Origin of the sequence: Paranoxybacillus vitaminiphilus, assembly GCF_003259935.1 — a bacterium.
In the GTDB taxonomy this organism is placed as follows: Bacteria; Bacillota; Bacilli; order Bacillales; family Anoxybacillaceae; genus Paranoxybacillus; species Paranoxybacillus vitaminiphilus.
Map to the genome: position 1 here is coordinate 1 of NZ_QLMH01000016.1, position 15,722 is coordinate 15,722.

A 15,722-nucleotide genomic window follows, 5' to 3' on the forward strand; every position below is an offset into this window, starting at 1 on the left:
AAGATCCCTCGAAGATGACGAGGTAGATAGGTCCGAGGTGGAAGCGTGGCGACACGTGGAGCTGACGGATACTAATCGATCGAGGACTTAACCAAGAAGAAAAGCGGAGGCGCCGCGATTAGCCACGAAACGCGCTAGAGGGCTCGCGAGGAGGCTGTTGCCGCCACAGCGAGACCGGAGCGTCGTGAGGGGCTAGGCGCTGGAGCTAGACAGAGCGAAAACTGGAACCTCTCCATGAATACCGGTTATCTAGTTTTGAGGGAATAAAAAATTCCTTGACATGATAAAAAGATTGATTATAATAGTTCTTGTTGGTCTGTACCTGTGTGGCTTGTGTTTAAACAGGTCTGCACCTGCGTCTACTAGTTTATTCGAGGATGAAGGATTCCTCGGTGCAAGCTAGCAGAGAAGCAAAAGCAAGGTAGTTCGCTTGGTGACGATGGCGGAGAGGTCACACCCGTTCCCATCCCGAACACGGAAGTTAAGCTCTCCAGCGCCGATGGTAGTTGGGGCTAACGCCCCTGCGAGAGTAGGACGTTGCCAGGCAGCATTTAGCAGAAAAGAGGCTGAATATAATTCAGCCTCTTTTATTTTTTATTATTTAAGTATAATCTCCTTTCTCAATTCTACCTCGGATACAATTAATTAATCTTCTTTCTTTGTTTCATTTTATTTAAAAAAGGTCATTATATAATTATATAACTGAGTTTCTTTTGAATTTGCTTTCTTGCATTTTTCATTCATTCGCTATATAGTAAAAGTAAGGTCAAATATAGTCAAAGTCAGCTGCAACAAGGAGGAGGTAGAGTGAGAAACATTTCTGACATAATTGAACAGTATTTAAAACAAGTTCTTCATACAAGTGACAAAGATATTGTTGAAATTAAACGGAGTGAAATTGCTGATAAATTCCAATGTGTTCCTTCGCAAATTAACTATGTGATTAATACCCGTTTTACATTAGAAAGAGGCTATATTGTTGAGAGCAAACGCGGGGGCGGAGGATATATTCGGATTATGAAAGTTAAAACGCAAAGCTGCTCGCAGTTAATTGATCAGTTGCTATCGCTTATAGGTAGCCGAATTAGCCAATCGAGTGCTGAAGATATTGTTCATCGTTTAGTGGAAGAAAAAGTAATTTCTAATCGAGAGGCAAATATTATGCTAAGTGTTATGGATCGCTCTGTTTTATATATTGATTTGCCGCATCGTGATGAATTAAGAGCGAGAATGTTAAAAGCGATGCTAACTTCGTTGAAATATAAATAAAGCTCGAGAGGGGTGAAAGTCTTGATATGTCAGGAGTGTAAACAAAGACCCGCCACATTGCATTTTACAAAAATTATTAACGGAGAAAAAACGGAAGTTCATCTTTGTGAGCATTGTGCTCAAGAACGTGGGGAGATGTTAATGTTTTCGGAAAATGCAGGTTTCTCCATCAATAACTTATTAGCAGGTTTATTGAATCTTGAATCTCCCTTAAAAGAAGCTAAAACAAACGCTTTCCAAGGCCCGGAAATTTTACAATGCGAACGCTGTAAAATGACATATCACCAATTTACAAAAGTAGGCCGGTTTGGTTGTTCAAATTGTTATTATACATTCTCTAGACATTTGCAGCCAATATTGAGAAGGCTGCATAGCGGAAATACGACTCACGCAGGCAAAATACCAAAACGTATTGGCGGCGCGATCCATATACGAAAACAAATTGAAAAATTAAAACAAAAACTACAAGATCTTATCGTTAGAGAAGAATTTGAAAAAGCTGCCAATGTCCGTGATGAAATCCGTTTTCTCGAATCTCAATTAATGAAATATGGAGAGGGGGGATTATAATTTTATGTCACTAGAGAAATTTCTTAATACAGCAGTGAGCTCTTGGATGAATCAAGAAGGCCCCGATTCCGATATTGTATTAAGTAGCAGGATTAGATTGGCAAGAAATATTGAGGATTTTCAATTTCCTACTGTATTTACAAATGAAGAAGCAAAAGAAATTGTTGAGCTGTTTGAAAAAACATTTGCTCATAAATCATACGTCCCCTTTGGAAAATTTGAGCTGTTAAAAATGAATGAACTGCAGCCGATCGAGAAGCGGGTATTAGTTGAGAAGCATTTAATAAGCCCGCATTTAGCTGAAGATTGTGCATTCGGGGCGTGTTTGCTTTCGGAAAACGAAGAGGTTAGCATCATGATTAACGAGGAAGATCATATACGAATTCAATGTTTGTTCCCAGGACTTCAGCTAACAGAAGCTTTAGATGTGGCGAATCAATTGGATGATTGGATTGAGACCCATGTCAACTATGCATTTGATGAAAAACGCGGTTATTTAACTAGCTGTCCTACAAATGTCGGGACAGGGATGCGCGCTTCGGTCATGATGCATCTGCCGGCTCTTGTTTTGACGCAGCAAATGAATCGAATTATTCCTGCTATTAATCAACTGGGACTAGTAGTAAGGGGAACATATGGGGAAGGCAGTGAAGCTTTAGGAAATATATTTCAAATATCGAATCAAATTACATTAGGAAAGTCTGAGGAAGATATTGTTGAGGATTTGAAAAGTGTTGTTCAACAATTAATTGCTCAAGAAAGAATGGCAAGAGAGGCATTAGTCAAAACTTCTAACATACAATTAGAAGACAGAATCTTTCGCTCTTACGGTATATTGACAAACAGCCGTATTATTGAATCAAAAGAGGCAGCACAATGTTTATCTGATGTACGGCTGGGAATAGATTTAGGATATATTAAAAACGTTTCTCGAAGTATTTTGAATGAGTTAATGATTTTAATGCAGCCAGGTTTCTTACAACAATATGCCGGAGGAGCTTTAAGACCAAGTGAACGGGATGTTCGTAGAGCTACTCTCATTCGTGAGCGTTTGAAAATGGAAGAAAGAAAGTATCAAGAAATGGAGGGTGATGAAAAATGATGTTTGGTCGATTTACAGAAAGAGCGCAGAAAGTATTGGCTCTAGCACAAGAGGAAGCGGTCCGGTTAGGACATAACAATATTGGTACAGAACATATTTTGCTTGGTCTCATTCGTGAAGGTGAAGGGATTGCGGCGAAAGCGTTAACTGCCTTGGGACTAGGTCCTGACAAAATTCAAAAAGAAGTGGAAGCGCTCATTGGTCGCGGTCATCAATCAACGCAAACGATTCACTATACGCCGCGGGCGAAAAAAGTGATTGAACTTTCTATGGATGAAGCGCGAAAACTTGGTCATTCTTATGTTGGCACGGAACATATTTTACTTGGTCTTATTCGCGAAGGTGAAGGTGTAGCTGCCCGCGTGCTTAATAATCTAGGAGTTAGCTTAAATAAAGCCCGACAACAAGTATTACAATTGTTAGGCAGCAATGAATCCGTTGCTGGACATCAAGGTGGTACAGCATCCCATGTGAGTACTCCTACATTAGATAGTCTCGCTCGCGATTTGACTGCCATTGCTCGAGAAGGCAGCTTGGACCCTGTTATTGGAAGAAGCAAAGAAATACAACGGGTGATTGAAGTATTAAGCCGTCGTACAAAAAATAACCCTGTTCTTATCGGTGAACCTGGGGTAGGTAAAACAGCGATTGCGGAAGGATTAGCACAACAAATTGTAAACAATGAAGTGCCGGAAACTCTTCGCGATAAGCGTGTTATGACGTTAGATATGGGGACAGTAGTCGCTGGTACAAAATATCGTGGTGAATTCGAAGACCGTTTGAAAAAGGTAATGGATGAAATCCGCCAAGCCGGTAACATCATTTTATTCATTGATGAATTGCATACGTTGATTGGAGCTGGCGGTGCAGAAGGAGCGATTGATGCATCAAACATTTTAAAACCAGCTCTTGCCCGCGGAGAATTGCAATGTATCGGTGCAACGACGTTAGATGAGTATCGTAAATATATCGAAAAAGATGCGGCCCTTGAGCGTCGTTTCCAACCAATTTATGTTGATGAACCGACAATTGAAGAGTCTATTCAGATTTTAAAAGGATTGCGCGATCGTTACGAGGCGCATCATCGTGTATCCATTTCCGATGAGGCAATCATTCAAGCTGTCAAATTATCAGATCGCTATATTACCGATCGTTTCCTTCCGGATAAAGCAATTGACTTAATTGATGAAGCGTGTTCTAAAGTACGTCTTCGTTCGTTTACCGCTCCTCCAAACTTAAAAGAATTGGAACAAAAATTAGAGGAAGTACGTAAAGAAAAAGATGCTGCTGTTCAAAGTCAAGAATTTGAAAAAGCTGCTTCATTGCGAGATGCTGAGCAACGTTTACGCGAACAGCTCGAAGAAACAAAGCGAGCTTGGAAAGAAAAACAAGGACAAGAGAATTCGGAAGTAACGGTCGAAGATATTGCCATGGTCGTATCAAGCTGGACGGGAATTCCAGTAGCGAAACTGGCACAAACAGAGACAGAACGTTTGTTAAAACTGGAAGAGATTCTTCATTCCCGCGTAATTGGTCAAGAGGAAGCGGTTAAAGCAGTTGCTAAAGCAGTGCGTCGTGCTCGTGCCGGATTAAAAGATCCAAAACGCCCAATTGGTTCATTTATTTTCTTAGGACCAACTGGGGTAGGTAAAACTGAATTAGCTAGAGCGCTTGCGGAAGCGATGTTTGGCGATGAAGATGCTTTAATTCGCATCGATATGTCAGAATATATGGAGAAGCATTCAACTTCCCGTTTAGTTGGTTCTCCTCCTGGATATGTAGGATATGAAGAAGGCGGACAATTAACGGAAAAAGTTCGCAGAAAACCATATTCAGTTGTATTGTTAGATGAAATGGAGAAAGCTCATCCAGATGTATTTAACATTCTTTTACAAGTATTAGAAGATGGGCGTCTGACAGATTCAAAGGGAAGAACGGTTGATTTCCGCAATACCATTTTAATTATGACATCGAATGTTGGTGCTGATGCATTGAAGCGAAATAAATACGTTGGTTTTAATATTCAAGATGAAAATCAGCAATACAAAGATATGAAAGGAAAAGTAATGGATGAATTAAAGAAAGCATTCCGTCCAGAATTTTTAAACCGTATTGATGAAATCATTGTTTTCCATTCATTAGAGAAGCAACATTTAAAACAAATCGTTAACTTAATGGCTGAGCAATTAGTAAAACGTTTGAAAGAGCAAGATATTGATTTAGAATTAACGGAGGCAGCAATTGAAAAAATTGCGCAGGAAGGATATGACCCAGAATATGGTGCACGTCCACTGCGCCGGGCACTTCAAAAACATATTGAAGATCGTTTATCGGAAGAACTGCTTAAAGGCACAATTACAAAAGGACAAAAAGTAGTCGTGGATGTAAAAGATAATGAATTTGTAGTATTAACGGAGGAAACGGTACAATAAAAATAATAAAGCAGTCAGAGGCTGACCCTAAAGCAAAGTGTCAGACTACACAACACACAATATATAAGACATAACATTGAGTAAATGAACGATATATTGTGGAATGAGAGTGAGGTCAGACGCTTTTTGGGGCAGCCCCTTCTTTTGTATTTTTAACGAAGAAAGGAAATAGTAGAATGGCAAAGAAAAAGACAAAGTTTATTTGTCAAGAATGCGGTTATGAATCACCAAAATGGATGGGGAAGTGCCCTGGATGTTATACGTGGAATTCGATGGTAGAGGAAGTTGAGCGGACAAAGCAAACACCGAAGGGAGTATTTATTCATTCTTCGCAACAAACGATATCAAAGCCTGTGTCCATTTCCACCATTGAAACGTCTCAAGAGCCCCGAATGTTAACGGATTTATCAGAGTTTAATCGTGTTTTAGGCGGCGGAATTGTAAAAGGTTCCCTCGTATTAATTGGCGGCGATCCTGGGATTGGAAAATCAACCCTTCTTTTGCAAGTTTCTGCACAAATGGCTATGAAAGGACATAAAGTTTTATATATTTCCGGAGAGGAATCTGTAAAGCAAACGAAATTACGTGCCGATCGTCTCCATGTTAATACTGACCAACTATATGTAATGGCTGAAACGGATTTAGAATATATCGTTCAGACGATCGAAGAAATGAATCCAGCTTTTGTCATCATTGATTCGATTCAAACGATCTACAACTCGGATATTACTTCAGCACCTGGAAGCGTATCCCAAGTGCGAGAGTGTACGGCTGAACTTATGAGAGTAGCGAAGACAAAAGGAATCGCTATATTTATTGTCGGTCACGTCACAAAGGAAGGATCGATTGCCGGACCGAGAATTTTGGAACATATGGTAGATACAGTTCTTTATTTTGAAGGAGAACGCCATCATACGTATCGAATTTTGCGGGCCGTGAAAAACCGCTTTGGTTCGACAAATGAAATCGGTATTTTTGAAATGAGGGAATCCGGTTTATCAGAGGTTGAGAATCCCTCAGAAATTTTTCTTGAAGAGAGATCGCAAGGCGCAGCAGGTTCAACTGTTGTAGCTGCTATGGAAGGAACAAGACCAGTCTTAGTGGAAATTCAAGCGTTAATTTCACCAACAAGCTTTGGTCACCCGCGAAGAATGGCTACGGGAATTGATCATAATCGTGTTTCTTTATTAATGGCCGTGCTTGAGAAGCGGGTAGGTTTGCTATTGCAAAATCAAGATGCTTATTTAAAAGTAGCCGGCGGGGTTAAATTAGATGAACCAGCGATCGATTTAGCGATTGCTGTTAGCATTGCGTCAAGCTTCCGTGACCAGCCGACCAATCCTGCTGATGTCATTATTGGTGAAGTAGGATTAACAGGGGAGGTTCGCCGTGTTTCCCGCATCGAACAGCGCGTGCAAGAAGCGGTCAAATTAGGATTTAACCGCATTATTATCCCGAAAAATAACTTAGGGGGATGGACCGTCCCAAAAGGTGTGGAAGTAATCGGAGTTTCTGATGTCGCTGAAACGCTTGAGTATGTATTAGGAAATTCATACAATCCTTTCCAATAATTTTTACAAATTTTTATCAAACTTTTTAAAAATGTGCTATTATTGGTTTCAAATATTCGAAACTGTTTATAATGGTAGTATGAGGAGGTGAAAAAATAATGTTAAAAAGAATTGTTCAATTGTTTTTTCTTATTGTCGGGGGAATGTTAGGGGTTATCTTTCTCCCGGATTTATTCGACTTATTAAATATAGGAAATATTCCTTTTTTGAATAACCCTTATATTTTAGCGATATTAGGAGCTATTATTTTATTTATCATGACATTTTGGTTGGTTGATTATATTGTTGGTCTCATACATTGGATTGAGGAGTCGCTGGTCAAGGCACCAGTTACTGATATTTTATTTGGTAGTTTAGGATTAATTTTTGGTTTGATTGTTGCCTTTTTAGTTGTTATGCCGCTTCAGGCGTTCCAATTTCAAGTGCTCAACACTGTGCTGCCTATTTTTCTAACTGTCTTGTTAGGGTATTTAGGTTTTCAGGTCGGGTTTAAAAAACGCCATGAACTTATGAACTTATTTTCTCTTTCTAACCGAATGGCAAAGAAAAAAGGCAATGATGAAGAAGCGGAAAATCGTAAAGGCCGGGCATTAAAAATATTGGATACAAGCGTCATTATCGATGGGCGAATCGCCGATATTTGTCAAACTGGATTTTTAGAAGGAACGATTGTGATTCCCCGCTTTGTCCTAGAGGAGCTGCAACACATTGCCGACTCATCGGATGTGCTGAAGCGAAACCGCGGACGACGCGGTCTTGATATTTTGAATCGGATTCAAAAAGAGTTAGATATCAAAGTCGAAATTTACGAAGGAGATTTTGAAGATATTCAGGAAGTAGACAGCAAACTTGTCAAGTTAGCAAAATTAATTTCCGGGGTTGTTGTTACGAACGATTTTAATTTAAATAAAGTATGTGAATTGCAAAATGTACCGGTACTAAATATTAATGATTTAGCCAATGCCGTAAAGCCAGTCGTGCTTCCTGGGGAAGAATTAAATGTTCATGTGATTAAAGACGGGAAAGAACATAATCAAGGTGTGGCATACTTAGATGATGGTACAATGATTGTTGTTGAAGATGGAAAAGACTATATTGGCAAGCGAGTCGATGTAATGGTCACAAGCGTGTTGCAAACATCGGCAGGAAGAATGATTTTTGCAAAGCTGAAACTTCTTGAAAAAGCATTATAGACTTTAGTTAGGGGAATGAAGAATGTTCTATCAGGTTGTAATTCCTGCTGCTGGACAAGGAAAACGAATGAAGGCAGGCAAGAATAAACAATTTATTGAACTTTATGATCAACCTGTTATTGTCCATACATTAAAAGTGTTTGAGCGGGATGAATGGTGTGAAGGAATCATTCTTGTTATTAATGAAGCGGAACGAGAGCGATTTAACGAAATATTGAAACGTTTCTCGATTAAAAAAGTCATTTCCATGGTAAGCGGCGGTGCCGAGCGCCAGCATAGTGTCTACAACGGCTTGAAAAAGGTTAAAAACAGCGATATCGTTCTTATTCATGACGGAGCACGTCCTTTTATTACAGTAGAGAAAATTCATGAGCTTGTTCAAGCAGCGAAAGAACATGGAGCGGCGGTTGTAGCTGTGCCAGTAAAGGACACGATTAAACGGGGATTTGATGGCTATGTCCATGAAACGATGGAACGCTCTAGCTTGTGGGCTGTACAAACTCCACAAGCTTTTCATGTTTCACTTGTATTAGAAGCTCATGAACGCGCTTTTTTGGAAGGATATATTGGAACAGATGATGCCAGCCTTGTTGAGCGAATGGGAAAGCAGGTAAAGATCGTTGAAGGAGACTACCGGAATATAAAGTTAACGACTCCTGATGATTTATTATTTGCACAAGCTATTTTGTCGAGTTGGTCAAGCTGTTAAAATAGAGAGAAAAGGGGGACCATTATGTTTCGAATTGGTCAAGGTTTTGATGTTCATCAGTTTGCCGAAGGACGTCCTCTTATGATTGGAGGAGTTGAAATTCCATATGAAAAAGGACTGCTTGGGCATTCAGATGCTGATGTTTTACTTCATGCTGTTGCCGATGCATGTTTAGGTGCGATTGCTGCCGGAGATATCGGCAAGCATTTTCCGGATCACGATCAAAAGTATAAAGATGCGGATTCTGCTGTTCTTTTACAACATGTTTGGAACCTTGTAAAAAAAGAAGGCTATCAACTAGTGAACCTTGATTGTACCATTGTTGCGCAAAAACCGAAAATGGCGCCGTATATTGAGCAAATGAGAGCACGGATTGCTGAATTGCTAGAAGGAGAAATGTCTCAAGTTAACGTGAAGGCGACTACGACTGAAAAACTCGGATTTACGGGGCGTGAAGAAGGTATCGCTGCTCAAGCTGTTGTTCTATTGCAAAAGAAATAACGGTTTTTGAACTTTTCTGTTGTATAATGTTAAAATAACGTTGCATAATCGGATTATCGAAAATTTTATGGAGGGTTATCGACGATGTCACAAGAAGTAAGAGTGCGTTATGCGCCAAGTCCAACAGGACATTTACATATTGGCGGAGCGCGAACAGCGCTATTCAATTATTTATTTGCACGTCATCACAACGGTAAGTTTATTGTGCGTATAGAGGATACCGATATTGAACGTAATGTCGAAGGCGGAGAACAATCACAATTAGAAAACTTAAAGTGGCTTGGTATTGAGTATGATGAATCCATCGATAAGGATGGCGGATACGGTCCTTATCGCCAAACGGAACGCCTTGATATATATCGTAAATATGCCAATGAATTATTGGAAAAAGGATATGCCTACAAATGCTTCTGTACGCCGGAAGAATTGGAACAGGAACGTGAAGCGCAAAAAGCTGCCGGCATAGCGGCACCGCAATACAGCGGAAAATGCCGTCATTTAACTCCAGATCAAGCAGCGCAATTGGAAGCAGAAGGAAAGCCATATACGATTCGTATTAAAGTTCCAGAAGGAAAAGTATATGAATTCGAAGATATGGTTCGCGGCAAAGTTGTATTTGAGTCAAAAGATATTGGCGACTGGGTAATCGTAAAGGCAAACGGCATTCCAACCTATAACTTTGCTGTTGTCATCGATGACCATTTAATGAAGATTACGCACGTATTCCGCGGTGAAGAGCATTTATCCAACACGCCAAAGCAGCTCATGATTTACGAATATTTAGGATGGGCACCGCCGAAATATGGTCATATGACATTAATTGTTAACGAAAATCGTAAAAAGCTGTCTAAGCGCGATGAGTCTATTATTCAATTCGTATCCCAATATAAAGAACTTGGCTATTTGCCGGAAGCGATGTTTAACTTCTTTGCTTTACTAGGATGGTCGCCAGAAGGAGAAGAAGAGATTTTTACAAAAGAAGAATTAATTAAAATCTTTGATGTTTCTCGTTTATCAAAATCTCCTTCGATGTTTGATAAACAGAAGTTAACATGGATGAACAACCAATATATTAAAAAATTAGATTTAGACCGATTAGTTGATCTGGCACTTCCGCATTTAGTGAAAGCAGGACGCCTGCCTGAAAATATGAGCGATGAGCAAAAACAATGGGCGCGCAGCCTTATTGCGCTTTATCAAGAACAAATGAGCTATGGTGCGGAGATTGTAGAATTATCCGAGCTGTTCTTTAAAGAAGATATTGAGTATAATGATGAAGCAAAAGCCGTATTGGCAGAAGAACAAGTACCAGAGGTATTAAAGGCGTTCTTAGAGGAAGTGAAAAATCTAGAAACGTTTGATGCTGAAGCCATCAAAACAGCGATTAAAGCGGTGCAAAAAGCAACGGGACAAAAAGGAAAGAAATTATTCATGCCGATTCGTGTAGCGACGACTGGTCAAACTCATGGCCCGGAGCTGCCGCTTGCTCTTCAGTTACTAGGTAAAGAAAAAGTAGTCAGCCGTTTAGAGAAACTAATCAGTTAACATTTTTGCCCTGTTGTAATATAGTAAGGATTAACAAGTCAAATATATAGCTAAAACGTTGATGAGGAGAAGTAAAAAACATTGACATTACAGAGAGAATCACCTTGGCTGGAAGTGATTCATGCTCAATGTTTTTGAAATGCGCCTCTGAGTCTCCTTTCGAATCAGAGATGCTCTGTAGTAGAATGGGGCGGATTCTCTTCCGTTATAAGAGTTGAGGGAGCTAAACACTTCAATTTGTTTAGCTAAACAGAGTGGAACCGCGCATTGAGCGTCTCTGTGTTTATAAACACAGAGACGCTTTTTATTATTATGATTATTGGAAGTAAGATAGGAGGGAAATTATTTATGTTTAAAACATTAAAAGAGGACATTGAGGTCATTTTTGAGCAAGATCCAGCAGCAAGAAGTTATTTGGAAGTCATTCTTACTTATTCAGGGCTGCATGCGATTTGGGCTCATCGCATTGCCCATGCTTTTTACAAACGTAAATTTTTCTTTATCGCAAGAGTTATTTCACAGATTAGCCGCTTTTTTACGGGAATAGAGATTCACCCTGGGGCGAAAATCGGCCGTCGCTTTTTCATTGACCATGGCATGGGTGTTGTCATTGGAGAAACGTGTGAAATTGGCGATAATGTGACAGTTTATCAAGGGGTGACGTTAGGCGGAACGGGAAAAGAGAAAGGAAAACGTCATCCAACCATTAAGGACAATTGTCTCATTGCCGCGGGGGCAAAAGTACTCGGTTCGATTACCATTGGAGAGAACTCAAAAATCGGTGCTGGTTCCGTTGTTCTAAAGGATGTACCCCCTAACTCTACGGTTGTCGGCATACCTGGGCGCGTTGTTGTTCAAAATGGTGTTAGAATTAAAAAAGATTTAAATCATACAGATTTGCCGGATCCAATTTCTGACAGATTCAAAGAGCTGGAAATGGAAATTGAGAAATTAAGAAAAGAACTTAACGAATTAAAGTTAAAGGAAAGGAAGAGCGAAAATGGCCATTCAGCTTTATAATACGATGACCCGCAAAAAAGAAATGTTCGAGCCAATAGAACCAAATAAGGTAAAAATGTATGTATGTGGCCCAACCGTTTATAACTATATTCATATCGGCAATGCTCGGCCGGCGATCGTTTTTGATACAATTCGCCGCTATCTAGAGTTTCGCGGTTATGATGTTCAATATGTTTCCAATTTTACTGATGTAGATGATAAATTAATTAAAGCAGCAAAAGAGTTGGGGGAAGATGTTCCAACCATTGCAGAACGTTTTATTCAAGCATATTTTGAAGATATATCGGCATTAGGATGCAAAAAAGCGGATGTCCATCCCCGCGTAACGGAGAACATTGACATTATTATTGAATTTATTCAACAGCTTATCGAAAAAGGATATGCGTATGAAGCAGATGGAGATGTGTATTATAAAACAAGAGAATTTGCCGAATACGGAAAGCTTTCACATCAATCGATTGACGAACTTCGCGCAGGAGCACGCATTGAAGTAGGCGAGAAGAAAAAAGATCCGCTGGATTTTGCTTTATGGAAAGCGGCAAAAGAAGGAGAAATTGCCTGGGATAGCCCATGGGGGAAAGGAAGACCGGGATGGCATATTGAGTGCTCGGCAATGGCGCGTAAATATTTAGGTGATACGATTGATATTCATGCAGGAGGACAAGATTTAACATTCCCGCATCATGAAAACGAAATTGCCCAGTCCGAAGCGTTAACAGGAAAAACGTTTGCAAAATATTGGTTGCATAACGGTTATATTAATATTAACAATGAAAAAATGTCTAAATCGCTTGGAAACTTTGTTCTTGTTCATGACATCATTAAACAAATTGATCCGCAAGTATTGCGATTCTTTATGCTTTCTGTACATTACCGTCATCCAATTAACTATAGTGAAGAACTGTTAGAGAGTACAAAAAATGGATTAGAGCGTTTAAAAACTTCGTATTTTAACCTTAAGCATCGTCTAGAAAGCAGTACAAATTTAACACATAATGATGAGCAATGGTTAAATAAAATTAACAGTTATCGCGAAGCATTTATTAAAGAAATGGACGATGATTTTAATACAGCGAATGCGATTGCTGTTTTATTTGAATTGTCAAAGCAGGCCAATTTATATTTGCTTGAAAAAAACACGTCAGAAACAGTGATTCGGGCATTTTTAACAGAATTTGAACAGTTATTTGATGTATTAGGTCTTACTTTGCAAGCGGAGCAATTGTTAGATGAAGAAATCGAAGCGTTGATTCAAAAAAGAAACGAAGCGCGGAAAAACCGTGACTTTGCCTTAGCCGATCAAATTCGTGAACAGTTAAAAGCGAGAAATGTTATTTTAGAAGATACACCGCAAGGAACAAGATGGAAAAGAGGATAAGATTTGTATGAATTTATTAAAGGAAGTAAAAGATTTTAAACAGTTAAACAGCTTAGCTCTTGCTTATATTGGTGATGCCGTTTACGACCTTTATGTGCGGCATCGCCTACTTTCTCAAGGAAATGTTAAGCCGAATCAATTGCATAAACAAGCCACAAGGTATGTTTCGGCAAAGGCTCAAGCAAATGTTATTTTACAATTATTAGAGCAGTCAATGTTAACCGAAGAAGAACAATCTGTTGTTCGAAGAGGAAGAAACGCTAAATCAGCTACCACTCCAAAGAACACAGACGTACAAACATATAGATATAGCACAGCTTTTGAAACTCTAATAGGATATCATTTCTTAGGAAATAATCACGAGCGAATGGAAGAGATTATCGCCTACTCTTTTGATATTATCGAGAATCAAGAAAGGGAGAAATAAGAATGGATTTTATTATTGGAAAAAATCCAGTAGTTGAGGCGTTGAAGTCAGAACGTGATATTAACAAAATTTGGATTTCAGAAACCTCGCAGCGCGGTACGATGCAGCAAATTATTCAATTAGCGAAGCAAAAAGGTGTTGTTGTACAGTACGTACCGAAAAAGAAAATGGATCAAATAGTGGAAGGAAATCATCAAGGGGTGATCGCTCAAGTAGCTTCCTATAAATATTATGATATTGATGAGCTATTTCGACGTGCTAATGAGAAAAATGAACAACCATTCTTTTTAATATTGGACGAACTTGAGGATCCTCATAATTTGGGATCCATTATAAGAACAGCCGATGCCGCAGGAGCACACGGAATTATTATTCCAAAGCGCCGGTCTGTTGGATTGACGGCTACAGTAGCAAAAGCATCAACAGGAGCAATTGAATATATTCCAGTAGCCCGGGTGACGAATTTAGCAAGAACAATTGATGAGTTAAAAGAACGAGGAATTTGGATTGTCGGAACAGATGCTCAAGGAAGCGATGATTATCGTTCACTTGATGGAACGCTGCCGTTAGCTCTTGTTATTGGCAGCGAAGGCAAAGGAATTGGCAGACTCATTTTAGAAAAATGTGACTTTTTAATCCGTTTGCCAATGAAAGGAAAAGTCACATCTTTAAATGCATCTGTAGCTGCTGGTTTACTAATGTATGAGGTGTATCGCAAACGTTATCCTTTAGGAGAATAATTCATATGGATATTCTTATTGTAGATGGTTATAACATCATTGGTGCTTGGCCGGAACTTAGACAATTAAAAGAACATGATCTTGCCTCAGCAAGAGACTTGTTAATTGCAAAAATGGCCGAGTACCAAGCTTTTACAGGTTGCAAAGTGATTATTGTTTTCGATGCGCACCTCGTACAAGGAATTGAGAAAAAATATCAAGACCATAAAGTGGAAGTCATTTTCACGAGAGAAAATGAGACGGCAGATGAACGTATTGAAAAACTTGCGAAAAGCTTAAATAATATCCGCACGCAAATTTATGTAGCCACATCTGATTATACAGAACAATGGGCGATTTTTGGTCAAGGAGCATTAAGAAAATCAGCGCGGGAGTTACTCATTGAGATGGAATCGGTTGAAAAAAGCATCGAGCGAAAAGTAAAGAAAATCCAAGAGAAAAAACCAATATCGAAAATTCCGTTAAACGACGAAGTTGCTAGAATTTTCGAAAAATGGAGAAGGGGCGAAAAATGAACGGTTGACGCTGTAAAAATTTGTACGGTATAATAATTTTATCGAGTTGTGCGGTCGGGGGGATCGGCGTGGGCGCAGGCTTCAAAGGCAGAACGATCAAGAATTATGACCATCTTGAGGACGAAGAGGTAGTAGAATTAGTTCACCAAGGGGACAGTGATGCACTAGATTATTTGATTCATAAATACCAAAATTTTGTTCGTGCCAAAGCACGTTCATATTTTTTAGTTGGCGCAGATCGAGAAGATATTATTCAAGAAGGAATGATTGGTTTATATAAAGCGATTCGTGACTTTAAAGAGGACAAGCTGACCTCTTTTAAAGCGTTTGCCGAGCTGTGTATTACAAGGCAGATGATTACAGCGATTAAGACTGCAACACGGCAAAAACATATTCCTCTCAACTCATATGTCTCACTTGATAAGCCAATTTATGACGATGAATCAGATCGAACTTTAATGGATGTGATCTCAGGAGCAAAAGTGATGGATCCTGAGGAATTAATCATTAATCAGGAAGAAGTAGACGATATCGAAGTAAAAATGGCGGAACTGTTAAGTGATTTAGAAAGAAAAGTGCTTGTTTTGTATTTAGATGGTCGATCTTATCAGGAAATTTCGGAGGAGTTAAACCGGCATGTCAAATCGATTGATAATGCTTTGCAACGCGTGAAGCGTAAATTAGAAAGATATTTAGAATGGAAAGAAATGAGCTTATAGTTTTTATGTTGACATGAAAAATAGCCGTATG

15 protein-coding genes, 2 rRNA genes and 1 other annotated feature are annotated in these 15,722 nt (G+C 39.3%); all 17 genes read left to right on the top strand.

What is annotated here, in order from left to right; translation table 11 throughout:
• Nucleotides 1-95 (top strand): 23S ribosomal RNA (locus B0I26_RS14220); the annotation flags it as partial.
• A gap of 334 nt (nucleotides 96-429) precedes the next feature.
• Nucleotides 430-546: ribosomal RNA gene (gene rrf / locus B0I26_RS14225) — 5S ribosomal RNA — on the top strand.
• A gap of 261 nt (nucleotides 547-807) precedes the next feature.
• Complete coding sequence (locus tag B0I26_RS14230) at nucleotides 808-1,269, top strand: CtsR family transcriptional regulator (RefSeq protein WP_111646090.1); 462 nt, start codon at nucleotides 808-810, stop codon at nucleotides 1,267-1,269.
• A gap of 21 nt (nucleotides 1,270-1,290) precedes the next feature.
• Nucleotides 1,291-1,839 (top strand): UvrB/UvrC motif-containing protein, encoded by a 549-nt coding sequence (locus B0I26_RS14235; protein WP_111646091.1) that lies wholly within the window; start codon nucleotides 1,291-1,293, stop codon nucleotides 1,837-1,839.
• A 4-nt stretch (nucleotides 1,840-1,843) separates the two neighbouring features.
• Nucleotides 1,844-2,941, top strand: coding sequence for a protein arginine kinase (locus B0I26_RS14240; protein WP_111646092.1), 1,098 nt, complete (start codon nucleotides 1,844-1,846; stop codon nucleotides 2,939-2,941).
• Nucleotides 2,938-5,373, top strand: coding sequence for an ATP-dependent protease ATP-binding subunit ClpC (gene clpC / locus B0I26_RS14245; RefSeq protein ID WP_111646093.1), 2,436 nt, complete (start codon nucleotides 2,938-2,940; stop codon nucleotides 5,371-5,373). The genes B0I26_RS14240 and clpC overlap by 4 nt, the downstream gene beginning before the upstream one ends.
• Nucleotides 5,374-5,549: 176 nt before the next feature.
• On the top strand, nucleotides 5,550-6,944 hold the full coding sequence (gene radA / locus B0I26_RS14250) for a DNA repair protein RadA (RefSeq protein WP_111646094.1): 1,395 nt from the start codon (nucleotides 5,550-5,552) through the stop codon (nucleotides 6,942-6,944).
• A 98-nt stretch (nucleotides 6,945-7,042) separates the two neighbouring features.
• Nucleotides 7,043-8,137, top strand: a complete 1,095-nt coding sequence (locus B0I26_RS14255; protein ID WP_111646095.1) for a PIN/TRAM domain-containing protein — start codon at nucleotides 7,043-7,045, stop codon at nucleotides 8,135-8,137.
• Nucleotides 8,138-8,159: 22 nt separating this feature from the next.
• Nucleotides 8,160-8,846 carry a 2-C-methyl-D-erythritol 4-phosphate cytidylyltransferase gene (ispD, locus tag B0I26_RS14260; protein ID WP_111646096.1) on the top strand — a complete coding sequence of 229 codons (687 nt, stop codon included), beginning with the start codon at nucleotides 8,160-8,162 and terminating at the stop codon, nucleotides 8,844-8,846.
• Between the two features lie 24 nt (nucleotides 8,847-8,870).
• The gene (gene ispF / locus B0I26_RS14265) at nucleotides 8,871-9,347 is read left to right on the top strand and encodes a 2-C-methyl-D-erythritol 2,4-cyclodiphosphate synthase (protein ID WP_111646097.1); all 477 of its coding nucleotides are present in this window, start codon (nucleotides 8,871-8,873) and stop codon (nucleotides 9,345-9,347) included.
• 84 nt (nucleotides 9,348-9,431) lie between these two features.
• Nucleotides 9,432-10,892, top strand: coding sequence for a glutamate--tRNA ligase (gltX, locus tag B0I26_RS14270; protein ID WP_111646098.1), 1,461 nt, complete (start codon nucleotides 9,432-9,434; stop codon nucleotides 10,890-10,892).
• 49 nt (nucleotides 10,893-10,941) lie between these two features.
• Nucleotides 10,942-11,174, top strand: a binding site (T-box leader).
• 66 nt (nucleotides 11,175-11,240) lie between these two features.
• The gene (gene cysE / locus B0I26_RS14275) at nucleotides 11,241-11,912 is read left to right on the top strand and encodes a serine O-acetyltransferase (RefSeq protein ID WP_111646099.1); all 672 of its coding nucleotides are present in this window, start codon (nucleotides 11,241-11,243) and stop codon (nucleotides 11,910-11,912) included.
• Entirely contained in the window at nucleotides 11,893-13,290 is a 1,398-nt protein-coding gene (gene cysS, locus B0I26_RS14280; protein ID WP_111646100.1) for a cysteine--tRNA ligase, read from the top strand. Before cysE ends, cysS begins: the two co-directional genes overlap by 20 nt.
• Nucleotides 13,291-13,297: 7 nt before the next feature.
• Nucleotides 13,298-13,717, top strand: a complete 420-nt coding sequence (locus tag B0I26_RS14285) for a Mini-ribonuclease 3 (protein WP_111646101.1) — start codon at nucleotides 13,298-13,300, stop codon at nucleotides 13,715-13,717.
• A 2-nt stretch (nucleotides 13,718-13,719) separates the two neighbouring features.
• Nucleotides 13,720-14,457, top strand: a complete 738-nt coding sequence (rlmB, locus tag B0I26_RS14290; RefSeq protein ID WP_111646102.1) for a 23S rRNA (guanosine(2251)-2'-O)-methyltransferase RlmB — start codon at nucleotides 13,720-13,722, stop codon at nucleotides 14,455-14,457.
• Between the two features lie 5 nt (nucleotides 14,458-14,462).
• On the top strand, nucleotides 14,463-14,972 hold the full coding sequence (locus B0I26_RS14295; RefSeq protein ID WP_111646103.1) for an NYN domain-containing protein: 510 nt from the start codon (nucleotides 14,463-14,465) through the stop codon (nucleotides 14,970-14,972).
• Nucleotides 14,973-15,040: 68 nt separating this feature from the next.
• A complete protein-coding gene (gene sigH / locus B0I26_RS14300) occupies nucleotides 15,041-15,691 on the top strand; it encodes an RNA polymerase sporulation sigma factor SigH (protein WP_111646104.1) in 651 nt (216 codons plus the stop codon).
• Nucleotides 15,692-15,722 lie beyond the last annotated feature (31 nt).

Bases quoted from the DNA above. Each gene is read 5' to 3' on its own strand.
- B0I26_RS14240 (WP_111646092.1), top strand. From the start codon at position 1,844: ATGTCACTAGAGAAATTTCTTAATACAGCAGTGAGCTCTTGGATGAAT.
- clpC (WP_111646093.1), top strand. From the start codon at position 2,938: ATGATGTTTGGTCGATTTACAGAAAGAGCGCAGAAAGTATTGGCTCTA.
- radA (WP_111646094.1), top strand. From the start codon at position 5,550: ATGGCAAAGAAAAAGACAAAGTTTATTTGTCAAGAATGCGGTTATGAA.
- B0I26_RS14255 (WP_111646095.1), top strand. From the start codon at position 7,043: ATGTTAAAAAGAATTGTTCAATTGTTTTTTCTTATTGTCGGGGGAATG.
- ispD (WP_111646096.1), top strand. From the start codon at position 8,160: ATGTTCTATCAGGTTGTAATTCCTGCTGCTGGACAAGGAAAACGAATG.
- ispF (WP_111646097.1), top strand. From the start codon at position 8,871: ATGTTTCGAATTGGTCAAGGTTTTGATGTTCATCAGTTTGCCGAAGGA.
- gltX (WP_111646098.1), top strand. From the start codon at position 9,432: ATGTCACAAGAAGTAAGAGTGCGTTATGCGCCAAGTCCAACAGGACAT.
- cysE (WP_111646099.1), top strand. From the start codon at position 11,241: ATGTTTAAAACATTAAAAGAGGACATTGAGGTCATTTTTGAGCAAGAT.
- cysS (WP_111646100.1), top strand. From the start codon at position 11,893: ATGGCCATTCAGCTTTATAATACGATGACCCGCAAAAAAGAAATGTTC.
- B0I26_RS14285 (WP_111646101.1), top strand. From the start codon at position 13,298: ATGAATTTATTAAAGGAAGTAAAAGATTTTAAACAGTTAAACAGCTTA.
- rlmB (WP_111646102.1), top strand. From the start codon at position 13,720: ATGGATTTTATTATTGGAAAAAATCCAGTAGTTGAGGCGTTGAAGTCA.
- B0I26_RS14295 (WP_111646103.1), top strand. From the start codon at position 14,463: ATGGATATTCTTATTGTAGATGGTTATAACATCATTGGTGCTTGGCCG.